The 22823-nt window shown below is 47.3% G+C and carries 23 protein-coding genes; 2 read left to right on the top strand and 21 right to left on the bottom strand.

Features of this window, described 5'->3' with window-relative positions; translation table 11 throughout:
- Window positions 1-9: 9 nt before the first annotated feature.
- From ACJJIN_RS03590 to ACJJIN_RS03535, 12 genes are all read right to left on the bottom strand, one after another.
- Window positions 10-384, bottom strand: coding sequence for a hypothetical protein (locus tag ACJJIN_RS03590; RefSeq protein WP_444896913.1), 375 nt, complete (start codon window positions 382-384; stop codon window positions 10-12).
- A gap of 833 nt (window positions 385-1217) precedes the next feature.
- On the bottom strand, window positions 1218-1514 hold the full coding sequence (locus tag ACJJIN_RS03585; protein ID WP_444896912.1) for a hypothetical protein: 297 nt from the start codon (window positions 1512-1514) through the stop codon (window positions 1218-1220).
- Between the two features lie 148 nt (window positions 1515-1662).
- A complete protein-coding gene (locus tag ACJJIN_RS03580) occupies window positions 1663-2046 on the bottom strand; it encodes a hypothetical protein (RefSeq protein ID WP_413665430.1) in 384 nt (127 codons plus the stop codon).
- Window positions 2047-2080: 34 nt separating this feature from the next.
- Window positions 2081-3445, bottom strand: coding sequence for an IS4 family transposase (locus ACJJIN_RS03575; protein ID WP_444895875.1), 1365 nt, complete (start codon window positions 3443-3445; stop codon window positions 2081-2083).
- Window positions 3446-3639: 194 nt separating this feature from the next.
- Entirely contained in the window at window positions 3640-3870 is a 231-nt protein-coding gene (locus ACJJIN_RS03570) for a DUF3658 domain-containing protein (RefSeq protein WP_413665429.1), read from the bottom strand.
- Between the two features lie 577 nt (window positions 3871-4447).
- On the bottom strand, window positions 4448-4702 hold the full coding sequence (locus ACJJIN_RS03565; RefSeq protein WP_413665436.1) for a hypothetical protein: 255 nt from the start codon (window positions 4700-4702) through the stop codon (window positions 4448-4450).
- A gap of 101 nt (window positions 4703-4803) precedes the next feature.
- Entirely contained in the window at window positions 4804-5196 is a 393-nt protein-coding gene (locus tag ACJJIN_RS03560; RefSeq protein WP_413665435.1) for a contact-dependent growth inhibition system immunity protein, read from the bottom strand.
- Window positions 5197-5312: 116 nt separating this feature from the next.
- Window positions 5313-5759 carry an SMI1/KNR4 family protein gene (locus ACJJIN_RS03555; RefSeq protein WP_444896911.1) on the bottom strand — a complete coding sequence of 149 codons (447 nt, stop codon included), beginning with the start codon at window positions 5757-5759 and terminating at the stop codon, window positions 5313-5315.
- A gap of 142 nt (window positions 5760-5901) precedes the next feature.
- Entirely contained in the window at window positions 5902-6165 is a 264-nt protein-coding gene (locus ACJJIN_RS03550) for a CPCC family cysteine-rich protein (RefSeq protein ID WP_444898223.1), read from the bottom strand.
- Between the two features lie 837 nt (window positions 6166-7002).
- Window positions 7003-8367 (bottom strand): IS4 family transposase, encoded by a 1365-nt coding sequence (locus tag ACJJIN_RS03545; protein ID WP_444896910.1) that lies wholly within the window; start codon window positions 8365-8367, stop codon window positions 7003-7005.
- 602 nt (window positions 8368-8969) lie between these two features.
- Complete coding sequence (locus ACJJIN_RS03540; RefSeq protein ID WP_444896909.1) at window positions 8970-9524, bottom strand: hypothetical protein; 555 nt, start codon at window positions 9522-9524, stop codon at window positions 8970-8972.
- A gap of 75 nt (window positions 9525-9599) precedes the next feature.
- Window positions 9600-10793: an IS91 family transposase gene (locus ACJJIN_RS03535; RefSeq protein WP_444895881.1), complete on the bottom strand. Its 1194-nt coding sequence runs from the start codon at window positions 10791-10793 to the stop codon at window positions 9600-9602.
- Window positions 10794-11232: 439 nt separating this feature from the next.
- On the opposite strand from ACJJIN_RS03535, the gene ACJJIN_RS03530 reads away from it, so the two are divergent.
- Window positions 11233-11883, top strand: a complete 651-nt coding sequence (locus tag ACJJIN_RS03530; RefSeq protein WP_444896908.1) for an integron integrase — start codon at window positions 11233-11235, stop codon at window positions 11881-11883.
- 136 nt (window positions 11884-12019) lie between these two features.
- Here ACJJIN_RS03530 and ACJJIN_RS03525 read toward each other — a convergent pair whose 3' ends face one another.
- Both ACJJIN_RS03525 and ACJJIN_RS03520 read right to left on the bottom strand, forming a co-directional pair.
- Window positions 12020-13582 carry an arylsulfatase gene (locus tag ACJJIN_RS03525; RefSeq protein WP_444896907.1) on the bottom strand — a complete coding sequence of 521 codons (1563 nt, stop codon included), beginning with the start codon at window positions 13580-13582 and terminating at the stop codon, window positions 12020-12022.
- 42 nt (window positions 13583-13624) lie between these two features.
- Window positions 13625-14674 (bottom strand): HAD family hydrolase, encoded by a 1050-nt coding sequence (locus ACJJIN_RS03520; protein WP_444896906.1) that lies wholly within the window; start codon window positions 14672-14674, stop codon window positions 13625-13627.
- Window positions 14675-14780: 106 nt separating this feature from the next.
- Between ACJJIN_RS03520 and ACJJIN_RS03515 the strand changes: the two genes are divergently transcribed.
- Window positions 14781-17045, top strand: a complete 2265-nt coding sequence (locus ACJJIN_RS03515) for a tetratricopeptide repeat protein (protein WP_444896905.1) — start codon at window positions 14781-14783, stop codon at window positions 17043-17045.
- On the opposite strand, the gene ACJJIN_RS03510 is transcribed toward ACJJIN_RS03515, so the two are convergent.
- From ACJJIN_RS03510 to ACJJIN_RS03480, 7 genes are read right to left on the bottom strand one after another with little or no spacing between them, the layout of a single operon-like run.
- Window positions 17042-18385 (bottom strand): hypothetical protein, encoded by a 1344-nt coding sequence (locus tag ACJJIN_RS03510; protein WP_444896904.1) that lies wholly within the window; start codon window positions 18383-18385, stop codon window positions 17042-17044. The two genes, ACJJIN_RS03515 and ACJJIN_RS03510, sit on opposite strands and share 4 nt — an antisense overlap.
- A gap of 12 nt (window positions 18386-18397) precedes the next feature.
- The gene (locus tag ACJJIN_RS03505; RefSeq protein ID WP_444896903.1) at window positions 18398-19150 is read right to left on the bottom strand and encodes an outer membrane lipoprotein-sorting protein; all 753 of its coding nucleotides are present in this window, start codon (window positions 19148-19150) and stop codon (window positions 18398-18400) included.
- 12 nt (window positions 19151-19162) lie between these two features.
- Window positions 19163-20392 carry an ABC transporter permease gene (locus ACJJIN_RS03500; protein WP_413665420.1) on the bottom strand — a complete coding sequence of 410 codons (1230 nt, stop codon included), beginning with the start codon at window positions 20390-20392 and terminating at the stop codon, window positions 19163-19165.
- 2 nt (window positions 20393-20394) lie between these two features.
- Entirely contained in the window at window positions 20395-21114 is a 720-nt protein-coding gene (locus ACJJIN_RS03495; protein ID WP_444896902.1) for a hypothetical protein, read from the bottom strand.
- Window positions 21111-21815, bottom strand: coding sequence for an ABC transporter ATP-binding protein (locus tag ACJJIN_RS03490; protein WP_444896901.1), 705 nt, complete (start codon window positions 21813-21815; stop codon window positions 21111-21113). Before ACJJIN_RS03490 ends, ACJJIN_RS03495 begins: the two co-directional genes overlap by 4 nt.
- Window positions 21815-22549, bottom strand: coding sequence for a tetratricopeptide repeat protein (locus ACJJIN_RS03485; protein WP_444896900.1), 735 nt, complete (start codon window positions 22547-22549; stop codon window positions 21815-21817). Before ACJJIN_RS03485 ends, ACJJIN_RS03490 begins: the two co-directional genes overlap by 1 nt.
- Window positions 22550-22568: 19 nt before the next feature.
- Complete coding sequence (locus ACJJIN_RS03480; RefSeq protein ID WP_413665416.1) at window positions 22569-22823, bottom strand: acyl carrier protein; 255 nt, start codon at window positions 22821-22823, stop codon at window positions 22569-22571.

The raw sequence follows: 22823 nt of genomic DNA, 5'->3' as shown, positions 1-22823 counted from the left end.
AATGCCTTGTTAGGCATAGCCCCGAACTGCCCACCAAAAGACAGTAGCAGCTACCATCCCCACATAACACATGAAAACAACATGCCCTATGATATTTACGTAGTGTGAACCAAGAAAATAATCTATTGGGATGACCAAGGAGGGAATAGCACCAATTGCCAAGTACTTCGGTAAGCTCCCGATACGTTTATGCTCCAGTAAGAAATGCCACGGCAAACCCCAAAATGTCGTATATCCCAGAACAGTCCCGCCACCCAAAATGGACATTATCAGCAAGAAACCAAATTCAGTATGGCCATCTGAAATCCACAAAACATAAATAGCCGCATTGAAAACTCCCGAAACAAATACAGCCGCCAATGCTAAAAGTAGTTTCTTATTCATGGAAGCCTAACGTTGCCAGCAAGGGCAGCCGAAGCGAAGCGTAGGCTGTCCAGCCCAGCCTCCGGCTGGGCGATCTTGCCTGGCCTGGTTATAGCTGGCGCGCTCTGAACGACCTACTTGCTCTCTGCCAGCCAACTTTGGCTAGCCACTGCCCGATAAATTTACAGGGAAAAATACCATACTTTCCCCACCAGTTAACTAGCTGATTGGCACTCCACAATGGTGCAGCTGGCTTGCAGAACTTGTTGGCTTTAAACGAAGGCACTTGAACGAAACTGCGGTACCAGTTTGAAGGAGAACTCTCTGGCGAAGCGTGTTCAGGTAGAGATTGTTACTTGAAGCAACTACAAACCATCTAAAAAATGACCGCCACAATAACGTCGCTAGCAAGGGCAGCCGAAGCAACGCGTAGGCTGTCCAGCCCAGCCCCGAAGGGGTTGGGCGAGCTTGCCTAGCCTGGTTATGGCTGGCGCGCTCGGGACCGACTACTAGCACTTTGCCAGCCATAGTTTGGCTGGCCGCTGCCCAATATTTACGAGGGAAGAATACCGCACTTTCCCTAACCAATTCCTATCTTACTGGCAATCCGCGAAATTGCAGCGGACTGCCTTTTTTTACAACACCCGAGCGAACACTCTTGGAGCGAAACTGCCTGAATAGCAATCAGTAAAATTGCTCAATACCAGATGCTATTTAGTGGCACGAAACCTTCAGTTACCGCGAAAAATCAATAAAACCGACCGCCACAATAACGCCTCAATAACCCGCAGCTGAAACGCAGCGAAGCGGAGTGTAAGCTGTCGGGCGCCGAAGGCGCGTAGTTAATTGATTTGTTAAATGTAAGACCACACTGCGCCTATGATAAGTAGAACTATTATTGCCACTTGGATTTTATTGGCTTTACTTTGTTCAGCTTTGGCTTCAGGTGTATCAGTCACTCCTACTTGATGATCGAACCCTCCTTCATCAAGATCTTCGTTGAAGATGATGAGGCCATTAATCAAAACAGCGATCATTACCAGTAACATTGCTGTTAGCCAGTAGAATCCAGTGAAGTACTGGATGCCCAATCCAAATAGAAGACAAAAAGTAATCATTATTGCTGCGGGCTTTAGGTCAATGCCATTCATCTTCGAGTACATTTAACGCCGCCGGCAGGGGCAGCTTAACTTGTGCGCGTTTTGCGCGAAAATGGGAGCGTAGCGACCCGCGGAAAAGGTGCGCAAGGTAAGCTGTCCCGCGGAGGGCCGAAGGCCCGGAGCAAATTGCCCGGCCTTGTTAACTGAGGTCCTCGTATTGCGCAATGTGCCCTGCTCCAAACTCGCTCAAATTGGCCAAGTAAACATCTAAGGACGAGCAAATTTTTGAGAGACGGCCAAATGGATAGCGCTGATCTGACCATATACTTCCAGCTTCAGGTCCGCTAAATACGTAAATATGATACCCCTCGCAGCCTGTATTACAGATGCGAATAGCGCCGCTCAAGATTCCTTCACTTGTAGTAGAGCGCCCATCGAATGCACCTAAGACTTCAGCTGTATCAACTTCTTCAATCTCGTATGGCTGAAACCACTCTTCTTGTGGTGAGAGTTTGTAATATCCAACCATTTTTGGATCATTGAGCGCTTGAAACAGGCTTTTAGGAACACTTTCTTTCCACATATTCAGTTAACGCCTTGCCTGTGTTTTATACACATCATTTAAGCCCATTTAAAGCCTCTGCTGCTTCAATATAATGGAGCAGTTTGGTATATCCCTGCCAAACAGTTTTAACCCCTGGTTCGCCATCACCTTTACGTCCTAGAAATCCCCCTAGGCCTGCCAACATACGCGTTATATCTCTCATGCTTGGAGGTATATTCGGTGGGGAACTTTTATCTCGCATCATCCATACCATGCGCCATTCTTTTTCAGAGTAAGCACTCGTACATGGTTCATCAGGAAGACTTCTTGCTTGTGTAGTTATCGAATGTAGTCGCCATCCAATAATCATATAGATCGCAATACAGTTCAACATTCGCTGCTCTGTTCTAAAACGATTACTTTCTATCTGGCATCCGCCTTTTACCACCCGAAAATAGGTTTCAATTTCCCACCGGCTTCGATACCACTCAATGATAACTCTCGCCTGCTTAAAGTCTTCAACTGGAAGATCAGTTAACAGCATCCACTCAATGCCTTTTTCACCCTCTGGTGGGGTTAATTCTTTAGCCAATACAGCATAGAGAGAAAGTGGTCGTTTAGATCTTCCTTTTCCTAGCAACCGTATCTCAGTAGTGGATACGTTGACCTTGGCTTTTCTTCCAGGCTCTCCATTCCGTTTGGGAATATCTACCGTGTATAGACCGACAGATTTCTGCTCATTCATATGATCCCAAAGCAAAACCGTTTCTTCTCCATCGAGCTCTAAAGTGCGATTGGCCTTAGCTCGAACGATATAGCTCGCCCGCCGCTGTTCACTTTGCTCTTCAGCCAGCTGAAACCACTCATGAATATCACCCTCTCTATCAGCAATACTCACAATTGTGCTTTCAGGGCAGTGCTCTTGTATCTGACAAGCCGTTTCGTAATGGTCTAGCCAGCGTCGACTCTCCTTATCCTTTATCGACTTGGTATAGCGGGAATTAGAACTTGATTCCTTATCTCTCTGCCACATACTACCTTCAACAACACCCAAATTAACTCTGGATGGTGTTATCGCGATGGAGGTGTGCAAGAGTTGTTGGTTGGTCTCTTTACGCCTAAGTGTTCCCATCTCTTTACTTTCTAGGTCAGTGGCAAAATTTAGAAAGGTAGTATCTTGTGGGATAAGAACAACAGGCTGCACTTTGATTCTCTCAAGAGTTGCCGATTTATGACCGCTCATAATAGAGTCAAAGTTGACTTTATCATTTTCTATAAAGCGATAAGCTGCAAACGTTTCTGCCCAAGTTTTGTTTGCACAAGGAATGCTATTGTTTGGGTCTGAACTTAAATTACTGAGAATATTAGACAAGCGCTTATTCAAGCGTGTATCACCCATAACCTGATTTTTTACTTCGTCCATGACCCAGTCCTGCATAATTATCCAGCCAAATCTGTAGTTCTTACTGGGCTAAACTGTAACTTATTGATTTACATAATAAAACTTAAAAAACTTGTGTATAAAACTTAGCGCCTTGCTAAGGGGCAGCCGAAGTGCAGTGGAGGCTGTCCTGCGGAGGCCGCGCCTTTTGCGGTCGGAGTGAACTTGAGCAACTTGTTAGGTTTCTGTGACTATGGTGATGCAAGCTTAACCTCGCTAAATCTCCAGTTTGTAATTTCGCCTTGTGATTCAAGCTGACCAGACTGAACAAGGTAATAAATTCTTTTTGCGATCCTTTCTGCATCACAATTGTTGTCATCTAACCCTGTCTTATTTTGTGTCAGACCAATTATCATTGCCATCTTTCTCCAATTTTTGGTGGCTTGAGAAAGAATAACTTTGTCTATTTCCAAATCGTCCATTTTGGGAACCTAACGCCGCAAGCAACGGCCGAAATGTAGCGGCGAAGCCGCGGAATGTAGGTCCAGCCCACGTAGTGGGCGGTGTTGCCTTGCTTTGTTAAGCATGATGGCCTCTCTTATAAAATGCATAGGCACACAAAGCCAGCCCTACGGAATATACTAAATCAAAAGACATTACGGAAATAGCAGTGTAAGTGGGTGAGCTAGATAATAAATCAGGGTAAGTAGCCCACAGCCACTCCGTTGTAGGAATTGCTAACATGCTAGGCAGTAGCATTATGGTGAGGCCAATGATAAACAACCCGGAGGAGGACGAGCTTTGCTTTAAGATGCTGTATCCGGCGACTATCGCAACCAGAAGAGACGGCCAGGTAGAAAGCAAAGTCATTGTAATTATTTCGTGGATTCCCACTCGATCCCTCGTAATGCTTAACGCCCACAGCAGGGGCGGCTTAATTTGTGCGCGTTTTGCGCAAAAATGGGAGCGGAGCGACCTGCGCAAAAGGTGCACAAATTAAGCCGTCCCGCGGAGGCCCGAAGGGCCGTAGCAAACTGCCTGTGTTTGTTAAGGCCTCCACTAATCGCAGCCTGAGTCACCGAAACCAAAATCTATGCCACCACCGAAACCATCAGTTGACGATGGTACTCCTGTTTGCGCCGCTTTCTTTTTGCGCAATTCTTTCTCTACAGATTTTCGCTTATCTTCGATTAAAGATTTCTCCGACTCAGTAAATTTCTGATTCTCTAAAAGCTCAACACCACAATACATACATTTATCAAACCCAGTGTTCTGAATCCGACGACCACATATATGGCACAAGCCTTTGTTCATGTTTACTTCCCTTAACACCAAGCGAATGGGCTCGCGCCGCGTAGCAGTGACAGTCCAGGCCAACTTGTTGGCCGAGCATTGCGCGCCTTGTTATGGCTCATTTATTGGTAAACCCGAGAGCTCAAAGGTGGAATAAGCTCTTCTGTGATTGTACCCATTATTATTTCTAATTCGCTTTTGATTTCTACGAGTTGGTTGTTGAACTCTGGATACTGCTGCCAAAAGTTATCAGGCACAACAGCAATATTTGCCAGTAAATCTCCTTTGTACATGTCACCTTCGGCCAATGGGTTTACTGCAAGAATATCAAGAGCAACGGGAACCAGAAACCTTAAACCAATTTTTTGACCAATTAGTATGCGTAGATTTTCGACCGAAAGTTCCGCTAAAGGAACTGACCATAAACGGCGACATTCAGCGGCTAGACTTGAGCCAAAGTCAGGCCTGCCCCATTTTTCTTTGTGTAGTTCTTCGAGAGATTTTGATAGATCCACGATAATCCTTTAAGGGCCATAACGCCGCCAACACGGGCCAAAATGGAGCAGCGAAGCTGCGGAATGTAGGTCCAGCCAGCTTTGCTGGCATTCGTGCTTGGCTTTGTTACGTGTTTTTAGCACTCGTATAGCTCCGCTAAAAATTGATTAAAAGATTTGGCCAACCTAGTCATATTATATTCCCAGGGCTCACCCTCATAGTTAGCCTCTTCATGGTCCCAATGGTAGACAGCTCCAAATTCCTCTGGCTTAAGTGACAAGCAATATACGTCACCGCCAGGACTCTCCCCAAAAGGTAAGTAATGGCCAAGGATCATATCTTTATATTCTTCAATATTTCTTGCCAAGTCATCATGTACGAGTTCTTTTTGGATCGCGTAAAGGTGACCTATAAAGTCAAAGTGCTCTCCGTTGACCTTGACTCCATCTGGAACTGGACGCCCACCATTGTATTGTTGTAAAAACTCAACATATTCGAGAGGAAAGTCTATAGAAAGGTCACTCTCTAGCGCCTTAATATCAGGCCGACTCAACTTTCCATATGAATCATTAACTTGAATCATCGTGACTCGCTCTTACACCTAACGCCGCAATCAGCGGCAGACTAGTTGTTGATTGTTTTGTGCAAAAATGGCGAAGCCATGCACAAAACGAGCGACGGCTAGGCTGTCCAAGCCACGAAGTGGCTGATGCTGCATTGCCTTGTTATACGTTGCGCTTTGTAACATGTAATGTGCGTCTTTCTTTTGCGCTTATTACCACATTGCTAAACTCAACCTTCCAGGCTCCGAACTTTACGAAATTGCTTCTCGCTTGACGAAGATTCATATCATCGTTTAAGTCAGATGCCGCATCCCAATCTGGGTTTTCTGGATCAAGACAGTCGTCTTCCCAGAAGCAGACTGGACATACTAGGCATTTGCCTCGCTCCGCTAGTGAATAATAATCACAGCACGGGCACTGCTTCATATTTTCACTCATGGGGAATTCCTTTAATTCCATCGCTCGGTCTCGACTTACGTATAACGCCGCTAGCAAGGGCAGCCGAAGCAACGCGTAGGCTGTCCAGCCCAGCCCCGAAGGGGTTGGGCGAGCTTGCCTAGCCTAGTTATGGCTGGCGCGCTCGGGACCGACTACTAGCACTTTGCCAGCCATAGTTTGGCTGGCCGCTGCCCAATATTTACGAGGGAAGAATACCGCACTTTCCCTAACCAATTCCTATCTTACTGGCAATCCGCAAAATTGCAGCGGACTGCCTCTTTTTACAACACCCGAGCGAACACTCTTGGAGCGAAACTGCCTGAATAGCAATCAGTAAAATTGCTCAATACCAGATGCTATTTAGTGGCACGAAACCTTCAGTTACCACGAAAAATCAATAAAACCGACCGCCACAATAACGCTCGGTTTAGGGGCGGCCGGAGCGCAGCGTAGGCCGTCCCAGCCGCGTCTTTCGCGGCGATTACAACCGCTTGTTAGGTGGTTGACGAAGGAGTAAAAATAGGCCCGCCGCACATACCAACCACCAAAATACTAAGAAGAATGCCAGAAAAAAAGACGCACTGCTGTAAGGGCTACCTGGAGCAATTGCTAGTTTTGACGATAACACCGGAAAGCCACTTTGTAGCAACCATAACGGCGGACCAATAAAGATGTCTCTGACATTGTGCCAACTCCCCCCAGCCCCATCCGTGAGAAAACTCATTGCTGCGAATAGCAATGCTAGGGCCAGCCCTAGTAAGAATGAAAAGCTTACTCGCCTCATGAGCTATTGCCACCTAACGCCCCGCCTGTGTTTTATACACATTATTTAAGTCCATTTAAAACCTCTGCTGCTTCAACATAATGGAGCAACTTAGCATATCCTTGCCAAACAGTTTTAACCCCTGGCTCGCCATCGCCTTTACGCCCTAGAAATCCTCCTAGACCTGCCAGCATACGCGTTATATCTCTCATGCTTGGAGGTATATTCGGTGGGGAACTTTTATCTCGCATCATCCATACCATGCGCCATTCTTTTTCAGAGTAAGCACTCGTACATGGTTCATCAGGAAGACTTTTTGCTTGTGTAGTTATCGAATGTAGTCGCCATCCAATAATCATATAGATCGCAATACAGTTCAACATTCGCTGCTCTGTTCTAAAACGATTACTTTCTATCTGGCATCCGCCTTTTACCACCCGAAAATAGGTTTCAATTTCCCACCGGCTTCGATACCACTCAATGATGACTCTCGCCTGCTTATAGTCTTCAACTGGAAGATCAGTTAACAGCATCCACTCAATGCCTTTTTCACCCTCTGGTGGGTTTAATTCCTTAGCCAATACAGCATAGAGAGAAAGTGGTCGTTTAGATTTTCCTTTTCCAAGTAGCCGTATCTCAGTAGTGGATACGCTGACTTTGGCTTTTCTTCCAGGTTCCCCATTCCGTTTGGGAATGTCTACCGCGTATAGACCAATAGATTTCTGCTCGTTCATATGATCCCAAAGCAAAACCGTTTCTTCTCCATCGAGCTCTAAAGTGCGATTGGCCTTAGCTCGAACGATATAGCTCGCCCGCCGCTGTTCACTTTGCTCTTCAGCCAGCTGAAACCACTCATGAATATCACCCTCTCTATCAGCAATACTCACAATTGTGCTTTCAGGGCAGTGCTCTTGTATCTGACAAGCCGTTTCGTAATGGTCTAGCCAGCGTCGACTCTCCTTATCCTTTATCGACTTGGTATAGCGGGAATTAGAACTTGATTCCTTATCTCTCTGCCACATACTACCTTCAACAACACCCAAATTAACTCTGGATGGTGTTATCGCGATGGAGGTGTGCAAGAGTTGTTGGTTGGTCTCTTTACGCCTAAGAGTTCCCATCTCTTTACTTTCTAGGTCAGTGGCAAAATTTAGAAAGGTAGTATCTTGTGGGATAAGAACAACAGGCTGCGCTTTGATTCTCTCAAGAGTTGCCGATTTATGACCGCTCATAATAGAGTCAAAGTTGACTTTATCATTTTCTATAAAGCGATAAGCTGCAAACGTTTCTGCCCAAGTTTTGTTTGCACAAGGAATGCTATTGTTTGGGTCTGAACTTAAATTACTGAGAATATTAGACAAGCGCTTATTCAAGCGTGTATCACCCATAACCTGATTTTTTACTTCGTCCATGACCCAGTCCTGCATAATAATCCAGCCAAATCTGTAGTTCTTACTGGGCTAAACTGTAACTTATTGATTTACATAATAAAACTTAAAAAAACTTGTGTATAAAACTTAGCGCCCCGCACAAGGGCAGACAAATTAGCGTAGCGTTTTGGCTGTCCCAGCGACCAACGGGAGCGATTGCTGCGGCTTGTTATTGGGGACATTGTTCATTATGCCTATCATACGGGTATGATCGAACTTCACTACAGTTTTGGCCATAACATAAAACTATGATTTCGATGCAGCGATCGTTACCGGTATACAAGTAACTAAAGCTTGGCTCTGGTTTCACTGATGATTTTAAAATAGCTAGCCCTTCTGGAGGTAGATTCTTTCTGGCGAGGTATGTAATTACACTGCTTTTTGCTTGAGCAGCCATTTCTGGAGTTCTAACTTCTGGTGTTTCGTAGCCACCATCACATGCGACTAGCAAGGATGTGGTAATAAGAACTGAGAGTAAATTAAGTGGCTTTATCACTGTAATTCCTTGGCCCTATAACGCCTTGGTTTGGGGCAGCCGGAGCAACGCGTAGGCTGTCCCAGCCACGAAGTGGCGAACAACACCACCTTGTTAAGTATCGTTACTTCGAGCATTTTACATAACCTTCTAATACATCACTCCATGCTTGGTCAGGATCAAACCCAACCACCAAACCATCCTTTGTTTTCTGGCCAGTAAAAGCTCCCATGCCGTGCTGAATCATGTACTTCGGGTAATAAGTAGGTTTGCCAAGAGTTTTAATTGAGTTACAAACAGCATTCATATTTTCAGCGGCTTTTTTAAAAGCCGCTTGAAAATTTGCTGTTTGTTCCTCGCTCAGTGCGCCTAGGTGATTCATGCGCAAAACAGTAACAGCCTGATGGGCAGACCTGTCTGAAACACGTAGGGTATCGTATTTTCCGTAAGCCAATGAAATGAAATAAAGCTGAACTGCTTTGTCAAAGTCGTCCTCGTTGACGCACTTGTTAACCCCAATATAAATATCAGCCGGGCTGTTTTTAGTGGTCAGCTCTTTGGTGGATATGCAGTTTACTGGTCTGCTGGACTCCAAGTTACCTTCGGCTTCATAGTTCTTGATATCTGCGTTTGCAGTAATAGAAACAATTAATCCGACTAAAGCTAATGCTATTCTCATGCTTTACTCTCCAAGATACTTAACGCTTAGATAACCTGCACTGCAGGCGGTAAAAAAAATGATCTGGCATTGAATTTAGGCCGAACTAAAGAGGCCCATTCCTGCAGTGTCTGGTTCATCGCCATGTTGTACATTCCCGCCGGCACTATCTTGCCGAGCCGCCCCCTTTATAAAGGAAATTCCTTTTTTCGCCTTAGACCACACTCTGCCAGTCAACTTTGTAGATTCATGGCACTGCCCACACTCTACCACCAGATCTTGGATTTGCAATCCAGCTGGGAGTCGTTGATCTTTCATTAAACCCACTTGATTACTACATAGATCGTGCTTTTTCTTATTGCACCCAGCATATAATCCATAACTCCGTACCATGTGTTTTCCTATTGGAGGTATGTGCTGCAAGACACGTCTTAAGAACTCTTCAGGCTTTAATCTTAGTCGCTTGCGTCGCTGGTCACGGTGATCAAAATAACGAAATTCCAGCCCCTTATGATCCACGTTTAATATCTGCTTTGGCTTCAGCGGGCCACCTTTGATATATCGTGAAAAATACAGCAGAACGCCTTGTCCATGCTCATATCGATCCTGAATACGAACTGACCATTCTTTGCGATAGCAAGCTTTAAAGAGAATATCAAACTGGCCAATGGGCCAACTGGGAGGCAGCTTGATTAGCCCAGCACGATACTGCTCTAGTAACAGCGCTTGAAACTTTCCCCTATAAAAACTCTTAACCACTCGCACAGGTAATAAATACTCACCTGTTTCTTTCCAGTTTTCTCTTAAAGTCAAACCGCCAGCGGTGATCAGGCAGTGTATATGTGGATGTAAAGTTAACTGTCTTCCCCAAGTATGCAGAGCCATAAGCATCCCGGGGGTTACGCCGTGATAGTCCTTACTTGCCATCAATTCAAATAGCGTTTCTTTACTCGACAAAAAGAGTATATCTGTAAGCTTCTCCTCGTTGTATTGCCATATCGGCAGATACTCATGAGGTATAGTAAAGACCACATGAAAATGATCTGTATCAAATAATTTACGACGCTGCTGATCAACCCACTGGAGCTGTTTTCTGCCTGAGCAGAGGGGGCAACTTCTATGCCTACAAGAATGATGCTGTTCAGTGACATGGTTGTGCTTACAACGATAATAACTGCTTCCCATCGATTTTGTACGGCATTCTTGTATCGAGGAGATAGCCTTTAAATTTTTTAGTGGTTGCGCAGTTTTAGATAAATAACCACTGTACGCAGAAAATATATTTTGCAATACCCGGTTATGCATTTTCTAAAATGCCTCTTATAATTTAAAAGTGGCACCACTCCCGCGCAGCGGGTTTGTACAACATTTATATAGTAATCATTCTGATCACTATTATCCTGATTACTATCCTGGAATCAATCTAACGAAAAAACACACAAAACCCAAGTAACATCAATATGTTATTCATGATTCAGGACCATTGTACCAAATGGAAAAACGATCACTTTGACTACTATCCCCATTTTATACGAGCTCCCTAATCCATTGAAATACAATAGGTTTTCAAACATTCTGGACCTAGGCCAAAAATAACGGGCAAACTGATCGAAAATCCTGATGACTCCCAGTCAAATGTTCATTAAACTGTTAATCCATACAGTACCCGGACTGTAAAAATGGACGACATCCCTATTCCGCTACCCCAGCGACCATCCCGCTTTAGCGATTGCCTGTTACTTTTAGCCATGAAGAAGCAACCTCCATATTAGAGCACCTTAGCGGTCCAAATAAGCTTGCTGCTTCATTAATGTATGGTTCGGGCCTTAGAGTTATGGAAGCTGTGCGGCTTAGGGTACAGGACATTGATTTTAGTGATCAATGCTTGATAGTACGGGAGTCCAAGGGTGAGAAATGGCGAAGAACACTACTGCCTCGGTCTCTAGTTAAGCCCCTCAAGGTGCAAATAGCACATGCGCTTTCTCTACATCAGCAGGATTTGGCTGAGGGATATGGGTATGTCTATTTGCCTTTCGCTCTGGCGAAAAAGTACCCACAAGCAGCGACGAGTACTGCTTGGCAGTATGTATTCCCCGCTCGATTTCTATCGCAAGACCCTCGCAGCGATATGATGCGACGGCATCATATTGGTGAGCAGCAAGTTAGGCGGGCCGTTGCCAAGGCCGTTTCGGCCCTCAATATTCGTAAGAAGGCGAGTTGCCATACATTTCGCCATTCGTTTGCCACCAATCTTCTGCGGGCTGGTACTGATATACGCAATATTCAAGAACTTCTCGGCCACAACGATATCAGTACAACCATGATTTACACCCATGTTATAGGCGTACATGAGCGCGGTGTTACCAGCCCTCTTGACTAATTTCGGCTCCCGGCAGCTATGCCTTTGGGGGGTAACTAGCTTTGGGCCAAGCCTTGTTGATTTCATCTGCCTGAAGCTCAGCATTAAAGAGTTCCCAGGTAATGCTAATAATGTCAGATCTGCGGTAATTATATTGTTAATTACTACCACTCGCCCCAGCTTCCAGCTGCTTCTGAACCTTATCCAAATTAAAAGATCCGGGTACCTGGCTGGGTGGATACTCTTTCATCGTTTGCAAAAATTTTGACGCGAGTTGCTGCATGGGAACCAAGACAAAAGCCCTGTCTATAAACCAGTCGTTATAGGTGTTCGAGTTGTGTTGGGCTTTTTCGAAAGGATCTTGCCTCAAATTGAACAGCAGTGGCACTCGTAATTCAGTAAAGGGCTCTCGCCAGACTTCAAAACCCCGCCCGCGATTTTCCAGGAAAATGGCTTTCCAGGGTTCGTAGCGCATAGCTACAATTTGGCCGTCATCATTTACGTAGATAAATTCTTTTCTTGGTGAAAGTTTTGCTTTGCCGGTGAAGTAATCCATCATGTTGTAGCCATCAACATAATTTCTGTACTCGCGACCATTGAGCTCGACCCCTTCCTTGAGCTGTTCCTTGATATTCGGGTTCCCCCCGGCTGCAGCGAGAGTCGGCAGCCAGTCTTCATGGGAGACAATACCTGTCAGCGTAGTGCCCGCTGGAAATTTGCCCGGCCAGCGTACAAAGGCTGGCACCCTATAAGCCCCTTCCCAATTGGAATTTTTCTCACTGCGAAATGGCGTAGTTGCAGCATCTGGCCAGGTATTGAAGTGGGGGCCGTTGTCTGTGGAATAAAACACGATGGTATTGTCGGTGATATCCAGGCGATCGAGCACACTTAGCAGCTTTCCTACCAGGATGTCATGCTCAACCATACCATCCATATACTCATTACTGTTGGGGCCCGCAAGGTTTGTGTGCTCCTCTCTGACATGAGTACGAAAGTGCATCCGGGTTGCGTTCCACCAGACAAAGAATGGGGTCTTAGCCGCGTGTGCACGTTCGATAAAGTCGATAGCTGCCGCTAGGGTTTCATCATCGATAGTTTCCATCCGTTTCTTGGTGAGGGGGCCGGTATCTTCGATTGGTCCGCCGGCCTTGGCTTTAATCACTCCTCTGGGGCCAAACTTCTTACGGAATTCAGGGTCTTTGGGATAGTCCCTGTTCTCAGGCTCTTCCTCCGCATTCAGGTGATAGAGGTTGCCAAAGAATTCGTCAAAGCCATGGTTGATGGGCAGGTGTTCGTCCCTATCCCCTTGGTGGTTTTTACCAAACTGGCCGGTGGCATAACCCAGGCTTTTCATTACTGTGGCGATAGTGGCATCACTCTTCTGCCAACCCTCTTTGGCACCAGGAAGCCCCACTTTAGTCATGCCGGTGCGCACTGGAACATTACCCGCTAAAAACGCTGCGCGGCCTGCTGTGCACGATTGCTGGCCGTAGTAGTCGGTAAAAGAAAGGCCTTCTACCGCCAGCCGATCAATGTTGGGCGTGGTATAGCCCATCATGCCGCGACTGTTGAAGCTGATATTCCAGATGCCAATATCATCTCCCCAGATCACCAAAATATTGGGTTTGGTCTGCGCGAATAGGCTACCAGGGGAAAGGAATACAGCAGCCAGTACAACCAAAAGGAACTGTCGGAGACGGGATCGGGAGATCAGGAGCATTACACACCTCGATATTGGCAGGCTCAATACACCGCTTTAAGACTAGTCCCGGTAGGCAGGAACTTGAGGAATCACCGGCCCCAGGCTTGACTGATCCTTCGCTTCTGGCGGAAACACCGTCCGCCAGTCCTTCGCCATATCTACCACCAACCAGCCATTTGCCTTAGCGGCTTGTAGCGCTTTGTCCAGGCGCCCCACTGAGGAGTTCTTATCGTATGCCCATTCTCTTTTGGCATCGGTATGATGAATCAGCATGGCAAAACGCAGCCCCTTAGCGGCGGTGGTCCATTCCAGCATTTGTAAGTCACCATCGGAGTTGCCTGCGGCAAATACCGGCCGCCGGCCAATCACATCATTGATTGCGATAGGCTTCCCCTGTTTATCGGTGAGGAAGGCCAATTCATCTAATTTCACAATATAGGGATGCCCACCCCCATTTTCATAGCGGGACTTTAGGCGACTGCCGATAACCTGCTCCGGGGGAATTCCATATAACTCCTGGGAAAACACACGGATAAAATCAGTGCCGCCCCCCGAAACAATGTAGGTTTTAAAACCATTTGCTCTTAAGTATTCCAGCAACTCCAGCATGGGCTGGAACACCATCGCACTGTAGTGTTTGCCAGTTTCCGGGTTCTTAGCACTCTTGAGCCATTGGGCAACAGAGTGCTGGAAGGCATCCGTACTCAATCCCGCATGAGTCGCAGTAAGCATTACTTCCAAACCTTCCCTGCCTTGCCCCAACAGGTTTGATAAATCGCCCTTTAAGATCGAAGCGAAGGGCTCTTTCGTTTTCCACTCTGGGTGTTGGGGCGCTAGCCTTTTAACTTCATCAGCAGCATAGAGCAGCTGGAAGTACACGGGCTTCTCGGACCAGAGGGTGCCATCATTATCAAATACCGCTATACGTTCACCGACAGGTATAAAGTCGGCGCTGTCCTTACGGGTAACCTTGTCAACAAAGGCCATAATTTGGGCTTTAACGCCATCTTGCCAGGATGGCAAGGGAGAACTGAGTGCCGGTAAGCTGATTGCCAAAACCAGCAGCAGACACCCTCGGCTCAGGGCAACCCTAAATTTCCAATCCAGCATTCTGGCCCTCTCACAAAATGACATTTACGGCACATGAACTAATCTTTTGGCCTAGGGAGCCTCTGAATAACTCCCTAAGATAAAAACTCATCACAATAAAAAAACCGTGATAAATATAGCTGGCACTAGCCTCCTCCAAATCAGCCTTATCTGTCTCGTACTGGTGGCCTGTGGTAACGAAGAGCCGGTTGATTCCCAACCTCTCAAGCGCCAGGATGAAGCAATCAGCTCAGAAGCCACTTTCGTGGGCTCCGCGCAATGCGCCGTATGCCACAAAGATGAGGCCAGTGCCTGGCAAGGTTCCCACCACCAGCTGGCAATGCAGGCCGCCAATAGTGATAGCGTTCTCGGTGATTTCTCCGGGGTGGCATTTGAATATCAGGGGCAGAAATCTCACTTCTATCAAAAGGAAGGTCGCTATTACGTACGCACTGATGGGCCCAGTGGAGAACTCCAGGACTATCCCCTTGCCTATACATTTGGTGTCCACCCTTTACAGCAATTCTTGATTGATTTGGGAGGCGGACGTCTTCAGGCACTGAGTATTGCTTGGGATAGCCGGGACAAATCTGTCGGTGGCCAGCGCTGGTTCCATCTCTATCCCGATCAAGCGATAGACCATCAACATCCCCTGCACTGGACCGGCATAAACCAGAATTGGAACTTTATGTGTTCCGACTGCCATTCCACCAATCTGCAAAAGGCCTATAGCCTACAAACCGATAGCTACCAGACATCCTGGTCAGAGATCAGTGTCGGTTGCGAATCCTGTCACGGCCCGGGATCAAGGCACATTCAGTGGGCAAAAATACAAAATGAGGTATTGCCGAATAAAGGGCTAGATCCCCATTTTATTGATCCAACCCAACAGATCCGGGAAATGGATCTGCAAACGGGGATTGCCAAGCTTGCGCCATCGGCAGCCATCCAGCGTGAAATAACAACTTGCGCCCAGTGCCATTCTCGGCGGAGTACCCATTTACCGGGGGCGCAGGCTAACAGCGAATTACTGGATCATTTCAACCTCACACTTCTGCAAGAGCCTCTCTACCACGCAGATGGCCAGGCCGATGGCGAGGTATTTGTGTACGGATCGTTTCTGCAAAGTAAAATGTACGCTGCAGGTGTTACCTGTAGCCACTGTCATAACCCCCACAGTCTACAACTGAGAGCAGCTGGTGATGCAGTTTGTGCCCAGTGCCATATGCCGGAGCGATTCGCCCGTACTGATCACCATCTGCACCCAACTCAAAGCCCCGGTGCCCGCTGCACAAACTGCCATATGCCGACGAAAAATTTTATGCAGGTGGATGGGCGCCGGGATCACAGTTTCCGCGTTCCCCGACCTGACCTTTCCGAGGCGCTGGACACCCCCAATACTTGCAACAGCTGCCATCAAGATAAATCGAGCCAGTGGGCAGCGAAGATATTGGAAGACAAATACGGCTCACCTCCCCCTCACTACGGGCAGACATTGCACGCAGCTATGCGCGGGGATAGCGAGGCCGATAAGATGTTAATGGACCTTATTCAGGACAGCAGTCAACCGGAGATTGTTCGGGCCAGCGCAATCCGTTTGTTACCGCGCTACCTGACGATAAATTCCGCTCAGTTACTCCAACAAATTGCCCAGAGCGAAGAACCATTATTAAACCTGGCCCTTGCGCAGTCTCTGGATGAACTACCGGAGCAATTACGACTGATGATCGGTGTACCGCTGCTTTTCAGTAAAATGGCCGTGACCAGGTCGCTGGCTGCCAATGGCGTTACCGATGCTCAGATCGGGACTATGCCCGCGCAAGTACATCAGCAATACTCAAAGGCCCTTAAAACCTATACCACCTCAGAATTATTCAACAGCGACCGACCGGAATCCCTGGTAAACCTGGGCAACCTCCATTTCCAGAGAGGAAATACGCAACAAGCGGAAGCCTTCTATCGCCGAGCAATAACCAAGGCCTCCTACTACACACCCGCCTATATCAACTTGGCCGACCTTTACCGGGCAAGTGGACGTGAAACCGATGCGGAATTATTACTCAGAGGAGCACTATCGAAGAGTGAGGATATCGCCGTAATCCAGCATGCCTTAGGACTTTCCCTGGTTCGTCAGAACCGCCACCAGGAGGCAATGGGTTTTCTAAAGGCGGCAGCTGAGAATGAGCAAACCCAGAGCCGCTATCTCTACGTATATGCCATAGCCGTTCACTCGGAAGGCAACAGCGAACTCGCCCTGGATATTCTAGAAGACGGCTATCACCAGTTTCCGCAGGACCTGGATATTTTGCGGGCATTAATTTCTATTAGCAGGGAATCCGGCAAGCGGGAAATCGCACAAAAATATGAAGCACTTTTAGCCAGCAAACGCTAAAAATCATAATAGAGACTTAACCTAAGAAGCCTTTCAGTTGGCAGCAGACCAAATTCACAGGACTCACAGCCCCTGAAAAACTGGGCTTGCAGTCGAGTACTAAAATGCTCAGTCCAGTTCTGAATCAATTCCAGGTTGTGGTACTGGCTCTTGTCATCCAGGTTGTATTGCACACTCTGGCGATATTGAAACTTCTTATCCAGCCGGGTGTTACCCCACATCAAGAACAAATACTCCTGCCGTAGTTGTCCGGTAGATAAAAGGTGAAAACTATCGGACAGAAAAGCAATCGCCTCATAAACCCGCGCGCTGTTCAATCCGTTCTTTGCACTATCTACCTGCGTTTGAACCAAATCCCACTCGTCATCATCGAATCCATGCTGGTTATACAGATACTCCGCAGTAACATCCCATCCCTGGTTGAAGCTGAGCTGAGTACCAAGCACCAGCTTCAAATAACCATCGTCCTCTGCTGGAAAATAGGAGAGTTCGCCCGGCTGCGGTAACTCCCGCTGATGTTCCCAAGCCCCCTCCAACCTGAGTGTGGCACTGTCTCCAGCCAAAGTACTCAACCCGAGAGCGACATTGGTTGCCTCCCCCTCTATCTGATGTAATACCAAGCGGGTATCCAAGTCACCTTCACGATTCACCACGAGAGCGTACTGAAACTCATGGTCATTTACGCTAGTGTCAAAGTGACCATCCAGTTCATCCTCAACCTGAGCCATATAAATGCCGGTGTTCCAGCGACCATAGCGGAAATCGAGATGGGCCATATCCCAGCCCAGTTGCTGGGTAAGCTCATCGGCATCCAGATTGGGGCGATCAAATGTGGCTTTTAAAATATTTGCTGGAGACCAGTTGTAACCGTTGCTCCACTGAGGTTTTATCCGACCGACGTTAATACCAATCCTTCGGTTGTCAGTGTAAGAAGAGAAATACCCCTCTAGCAGATGGGATTCTGTCTCTTTTTCAGATGTTCCAGCCTCATTAGACCGATAGTGCTCTATCGCCGCAAACCGCGAGTAAACTGAGAAGTGTGCTCCCAGGGAGAACTGGCCACTGAGATCCAGAGCAAGCAAAGACTCTTGTTCATCAAAGACAAACAGACCCGGATCGAAATAGAGGTCATCCCGAACTTCATTCTGCTGGTGATACCCCAGTAGCGAAGCATCAATATCCCAAACAACTCGAGAAACCCCTTCCTCAGTGCTCACTTCATCGAAAAGTTCCGAGTTGGTCTCGAAAGGGTCCTGATAGTCTTCGGCACTGGCAACTTTTTCAGCAAAAGCGAGAGGAAGGAATATAAATGGGAGAATTTTCCTGATTCTGATAACCATTACCGACTCACCTCAATTCAGCCTGCCAAGGGAGCCTTTTTGGAAAATTGCCGGGTCCAGGCTCTCAAGACGATAGTCATCGAACTTCATCCAGGTATAACTCTCGTCAATGAGTGCATCCACCAAGAGTAATTTATGCAGTTTCAGCTCGCCTTCAAACTGCTTGAACTCTTTATAGTACGCTGTTTTAAGGAGGCGCCCGGAGCGAGTATAAAACTCCCCCTTTAAAGGCAGGTTTCCCTCAGCCTGTGCCATCCATATTTTTACTTTGTCATAGGCAACACCAGAGGATTTTGCCGATAAATACAGCACCCAGTAATCTTCCCCATCAACAGTTTCCTGCCCTTGCAGCTCTGCGGTGTAATCCCGGGAGAAATTTGCCCCCACTACATCACCGTTACTGGTCTCACCAATTAATCGCTGTGAGGGTGCAATCCGGATAACCCTGCGCGTGCCGGGAATATAGAGCCACATATTGGCGCTCTCTTTTAGCATTGCCCTCCCCTTTTCCCGGGCGGGTGCCAAAAACTGGATCAGTGATTGATCATTAAATACTTTGACACTGAGCTTATTGGTGCGGGGCTCCTTATCCTTTTTGTAGCTGACATTGGTAATATCAAAGCTAAAACCCTGATCCCTGAACCCGCGAAAGTCATCCAGTTTATTAACCAGTGACTCAGCCGAAACCGATGCATAACTTGAGTAGCTAAACAGCAAGCAGGCTATCGCCAACACCCACCCATAAAAAGAATTCAACTTATACATAGAAGACCCAAATCAAGTAAACCTAAGTGCTTTTACTACCGGCAGCCGGGATGCTTTTATCGCTGGATAAAGGCTGGAAACAAGTGAAATACAAAAACCCAACAGGAATGTTTTCAATAAGATATCCGGCACGACAAACACACGAATAGGATAATCCTGGGTACTGCCCGGTGGCCGGGGCATCATCCATTCTGCATAGGTAATGCCCTTGGCTGCCAGTGCACCAATCAGTAACCCCAGCAAACTTCCGATTAAACCGAGAAATACCGACTCTAGTAAAATCAGGTTTACAACCTGCCGGGGAGTACCGCCCATGGCTCGGATAGTACCCAGCTCACGGGTACGCTCCATTACTGCCATCAACATGGTATTGGAAATACTCAACGCGACGATTACCAACACAATGACGGTAATAAAACCAAAAACTCCGTTAAACAGGCCAACAACCTGATGATAGTAACCCGCCAGTTCTTCCCAGCTTTTTATTTCTAGGTTCAAATTGTTCTGCTCAAAGACACTGGCCAGAGTCGCAATTGAGGTAGATGTAAGTTCGGTCTCCTCCAGTAAAACCACTAGCCGTGTAATATCTGACGTATAGAGCAGTTCCTGGGCCAGAGGCAAATTCACCCTGAGCAAGCGATCATCCAGTTCCTTAACACCGGTTGTGATTACCCCCATCACCTGTACATCGACAGCATTGATTGCTCCATCCTGGGTGCTTGCCAACAGGGTCAAGTAGTCCCCAATCTGAACATCCAGAGCATTGAACAAGCCTTCTCCAAGGTGGGCAGCAGAAATATCCTCTGGAAATAGATCGTCCCCTTGAACAATCTGAATTGCAGAGGAAAGCATCACTTCTTTCTCCGCATCAATACCAATTCCAGTGATGGCTATCGATTGCTTGCCATCACTAAGCAGGCCATTGAAATTAAGGCGTGGTGCTACCACCAGTGTATCGGTTTCGTTTTCTACCAGCTCGGAAATCTTTTTGAGATCCCCATCAGCAATCAGGTATTTTTCCGGTTCCGCTTTGCCAAACTGGTTGTAACCTTTGGCATAGATTTGTATATGACCAAGCTGCGAGCGGATCATACTCTCCCGCATCCCCTCATACATCGACTGTACAAAACCGCCAAAAATAATCAGGCTGGTACAACCGAAAACGATCGCAGCCAAGGTAATCAGGCTGCGGCGCCCGTTACGCATAATATTCAGCAGTGCAACTTTCCAACCCAAGCCCATGACTAAATACTCCGAAGCGCCAGCTTGGCTTTAGCGGACCAGTCGGTATCCGACTCGGCCACCTTTCCCCAAAGAACCCGGGCATCATCGGGCTGTTTATTGCGCTCGTAAGCCTGGGCAAGGTAGAACTCTACAAAGCCAAGAAATTCTTTACCGAACCGATTGCCCACCTGTTCCCTAACCAGCTCCAAGTCTTCAACAGCGTAGCGCGCTCTTTTTAGAAAGGCCGGCATATTGGCACAGCTGATTCCCCGCTGAAGGCGGGCGCCCAGATTGAATGGAGATTGTTTAACAGCCCGATCCATCATGCGATTGCCTCGTCTGGAGAACAGCGATAGTTTTGCCAATCGATCAAGGTAGAAGCTGGATTTAAAGGAAGTTGTCGATCCCAATGCAGCATTGAGTTCGGGGTCATCCGGGAGACTCTCCACCAGTGACTGCATCAGAGCCTCTAACTCCTCAACATCCTGCAACTCTGCATCTTCCATCGACGTAAGGCGCGCAAGCTGAGCCAAGTAGGCCTGCTTTCTCTGCTCACTGGTCGTTTCTCCATTGACAGCAGCAAACAGCGCTTCCCTTTCGCTATTGGTGAATGGAATCGGAGTTGGATAGACGAAGTCTTCAGCCAAAGCTGGTGCAGAAATTAAGAATACAACTGAAATAGCCAAAGCCGCTCTAGTTAGCGGGCCCCTAGCCAGCAACATTTTCATGATTGCTGTCATGCAATAGCCTCCTGAACAATACCTTGAGGCGAAGCTGTATCCTCTACCAAATGACCATCTCGTACCGTGATAACACGGGATGCCAAGCTGGTTACATAATCATCATGGGTGGCTACGATAAAAGTGACACCCTGCTCCCGGTTGAGCTGCTTCATAAGGCTCATAATGCTCTCCGACGTGCGCGAATCCAGATTGGCTGTGGGTTCGTCCGCAAGCACCAGATCCGGCTTACTGACAATTGCCCTGGCAATCGCCACTCGCTGCATCTGCCCCCCCGAAAGCTGGGTAGGACGCTGATTAACCAACTTGGCAAGCCCTACTGCTTCCAGAGCGTCTAACGCTAGTTGCCTGGCATTGTTAGCCCCCCGCAGTGTCAGCGGGTACATCACATTCTCAAGTGCTGTAAGCACGGGAATCAGGTTAAAAGACTGGAAAACAATCCCAATATGACGACCTCGGAACAGGGAGCGCTGATGCTCTCCCAAACTCCCAAGATTAACGCCATCAATATGAACTGATCCGGAATCACACTGATCCAATGCGGATAGAAGATTCAATAATGTGCTCTTACCACTACCGCTGGGCCCTTTCACAGCCAGAAACTCACCCCGATCGATGGCAAGATCTATATCCCGCAAGGCGTCGACCCAGAGATCGCCCAATCGATAGCGCTTTGAAACACGCTTAAGCTCAACCAACATTAACTTTTACCCAGGGTGACTGCCATTTGCCCCAGTTGCTCACAAGAGGTTTGCATCGTGGCAGGACAAGGAGCCATTGCTATTGCTTTTTGGTAGTAATCCCTGGCCACTGCCAAATCCTCAGTGCCCTCTCCAGCTTTCACCCAGTAGGCATTAGCCAAAGACAAATACACCACCTGCTGCATAGCAGCCGGCAATAGATCGGGCTCTGAATCCATCAGATTCTTAAACCAGGCTTCATCTTCGAACACCCGCTCAAAGTGGCCGCTTACTTCTCCTACATAAGAAAAAGTAATCAGCCGTATCAAGCGCACATTAAAGTCTGAATCGGCACTGAGACCTGCCTGATCCACCTCATCCATCGCATGGCGTAGACGGTAGAGCTTGTAAAGACCCATCGCAGGATCAAACATTGCACCTGCGCGCTTGCCCTCATTAGAGTAATACGCTGCACGTATCAACATGTCGTCTGGACGCTGTTGATACGCGGCTTCCAGCAAGTGTGCAGCCTTTTCAAGCTCGTTATGGTGACTAAATAACTGCCCAAGCTCCAACATCAAGTCGGGGTCTGTACTATTTTCACCAATCTCCTGCTGGAGAAACTCCACCTGCTCCATCTCGCCTTCTGAATAGGCAATCTTGCCAAACTCGATGGGAGCAGCACCTGAAAACCAGGCAACAACATTTCCAATAAAAAAACTACTGATAAGAATGGTAAGTACTTTTTTAAACATTGACTGCTCCCGAAGTACGCTAGACTTCTTCCGAGTTTTCAAGTAGTTGACCATCCATTTCCCTTAGGGTGGTATGTTCGTCGAAAACAAGATTTTCAGGGCTCATCACCCCCGGGTACAACTGCTCGCAAATTAGAATCACCTCGACAATATTCAGGGAATCCACCCCGAGTTCTGCAATGGGTGTATCTGCATCGACAGCATCAACATTCAGCATAAGAGCTATTTGCTCACATAGCTCTTGTACATTGCTTTCTACAACTGCTGTAGACAT

Source organism: Microbulbifer maximicatervae (SeqCode) (assembly GCF_052467505.1).
The sequence above is the reverse complement of the archived record's forward strand: the minus strand, read 5'-3'. Positions and strand labels throughout refer to the sequence as shown.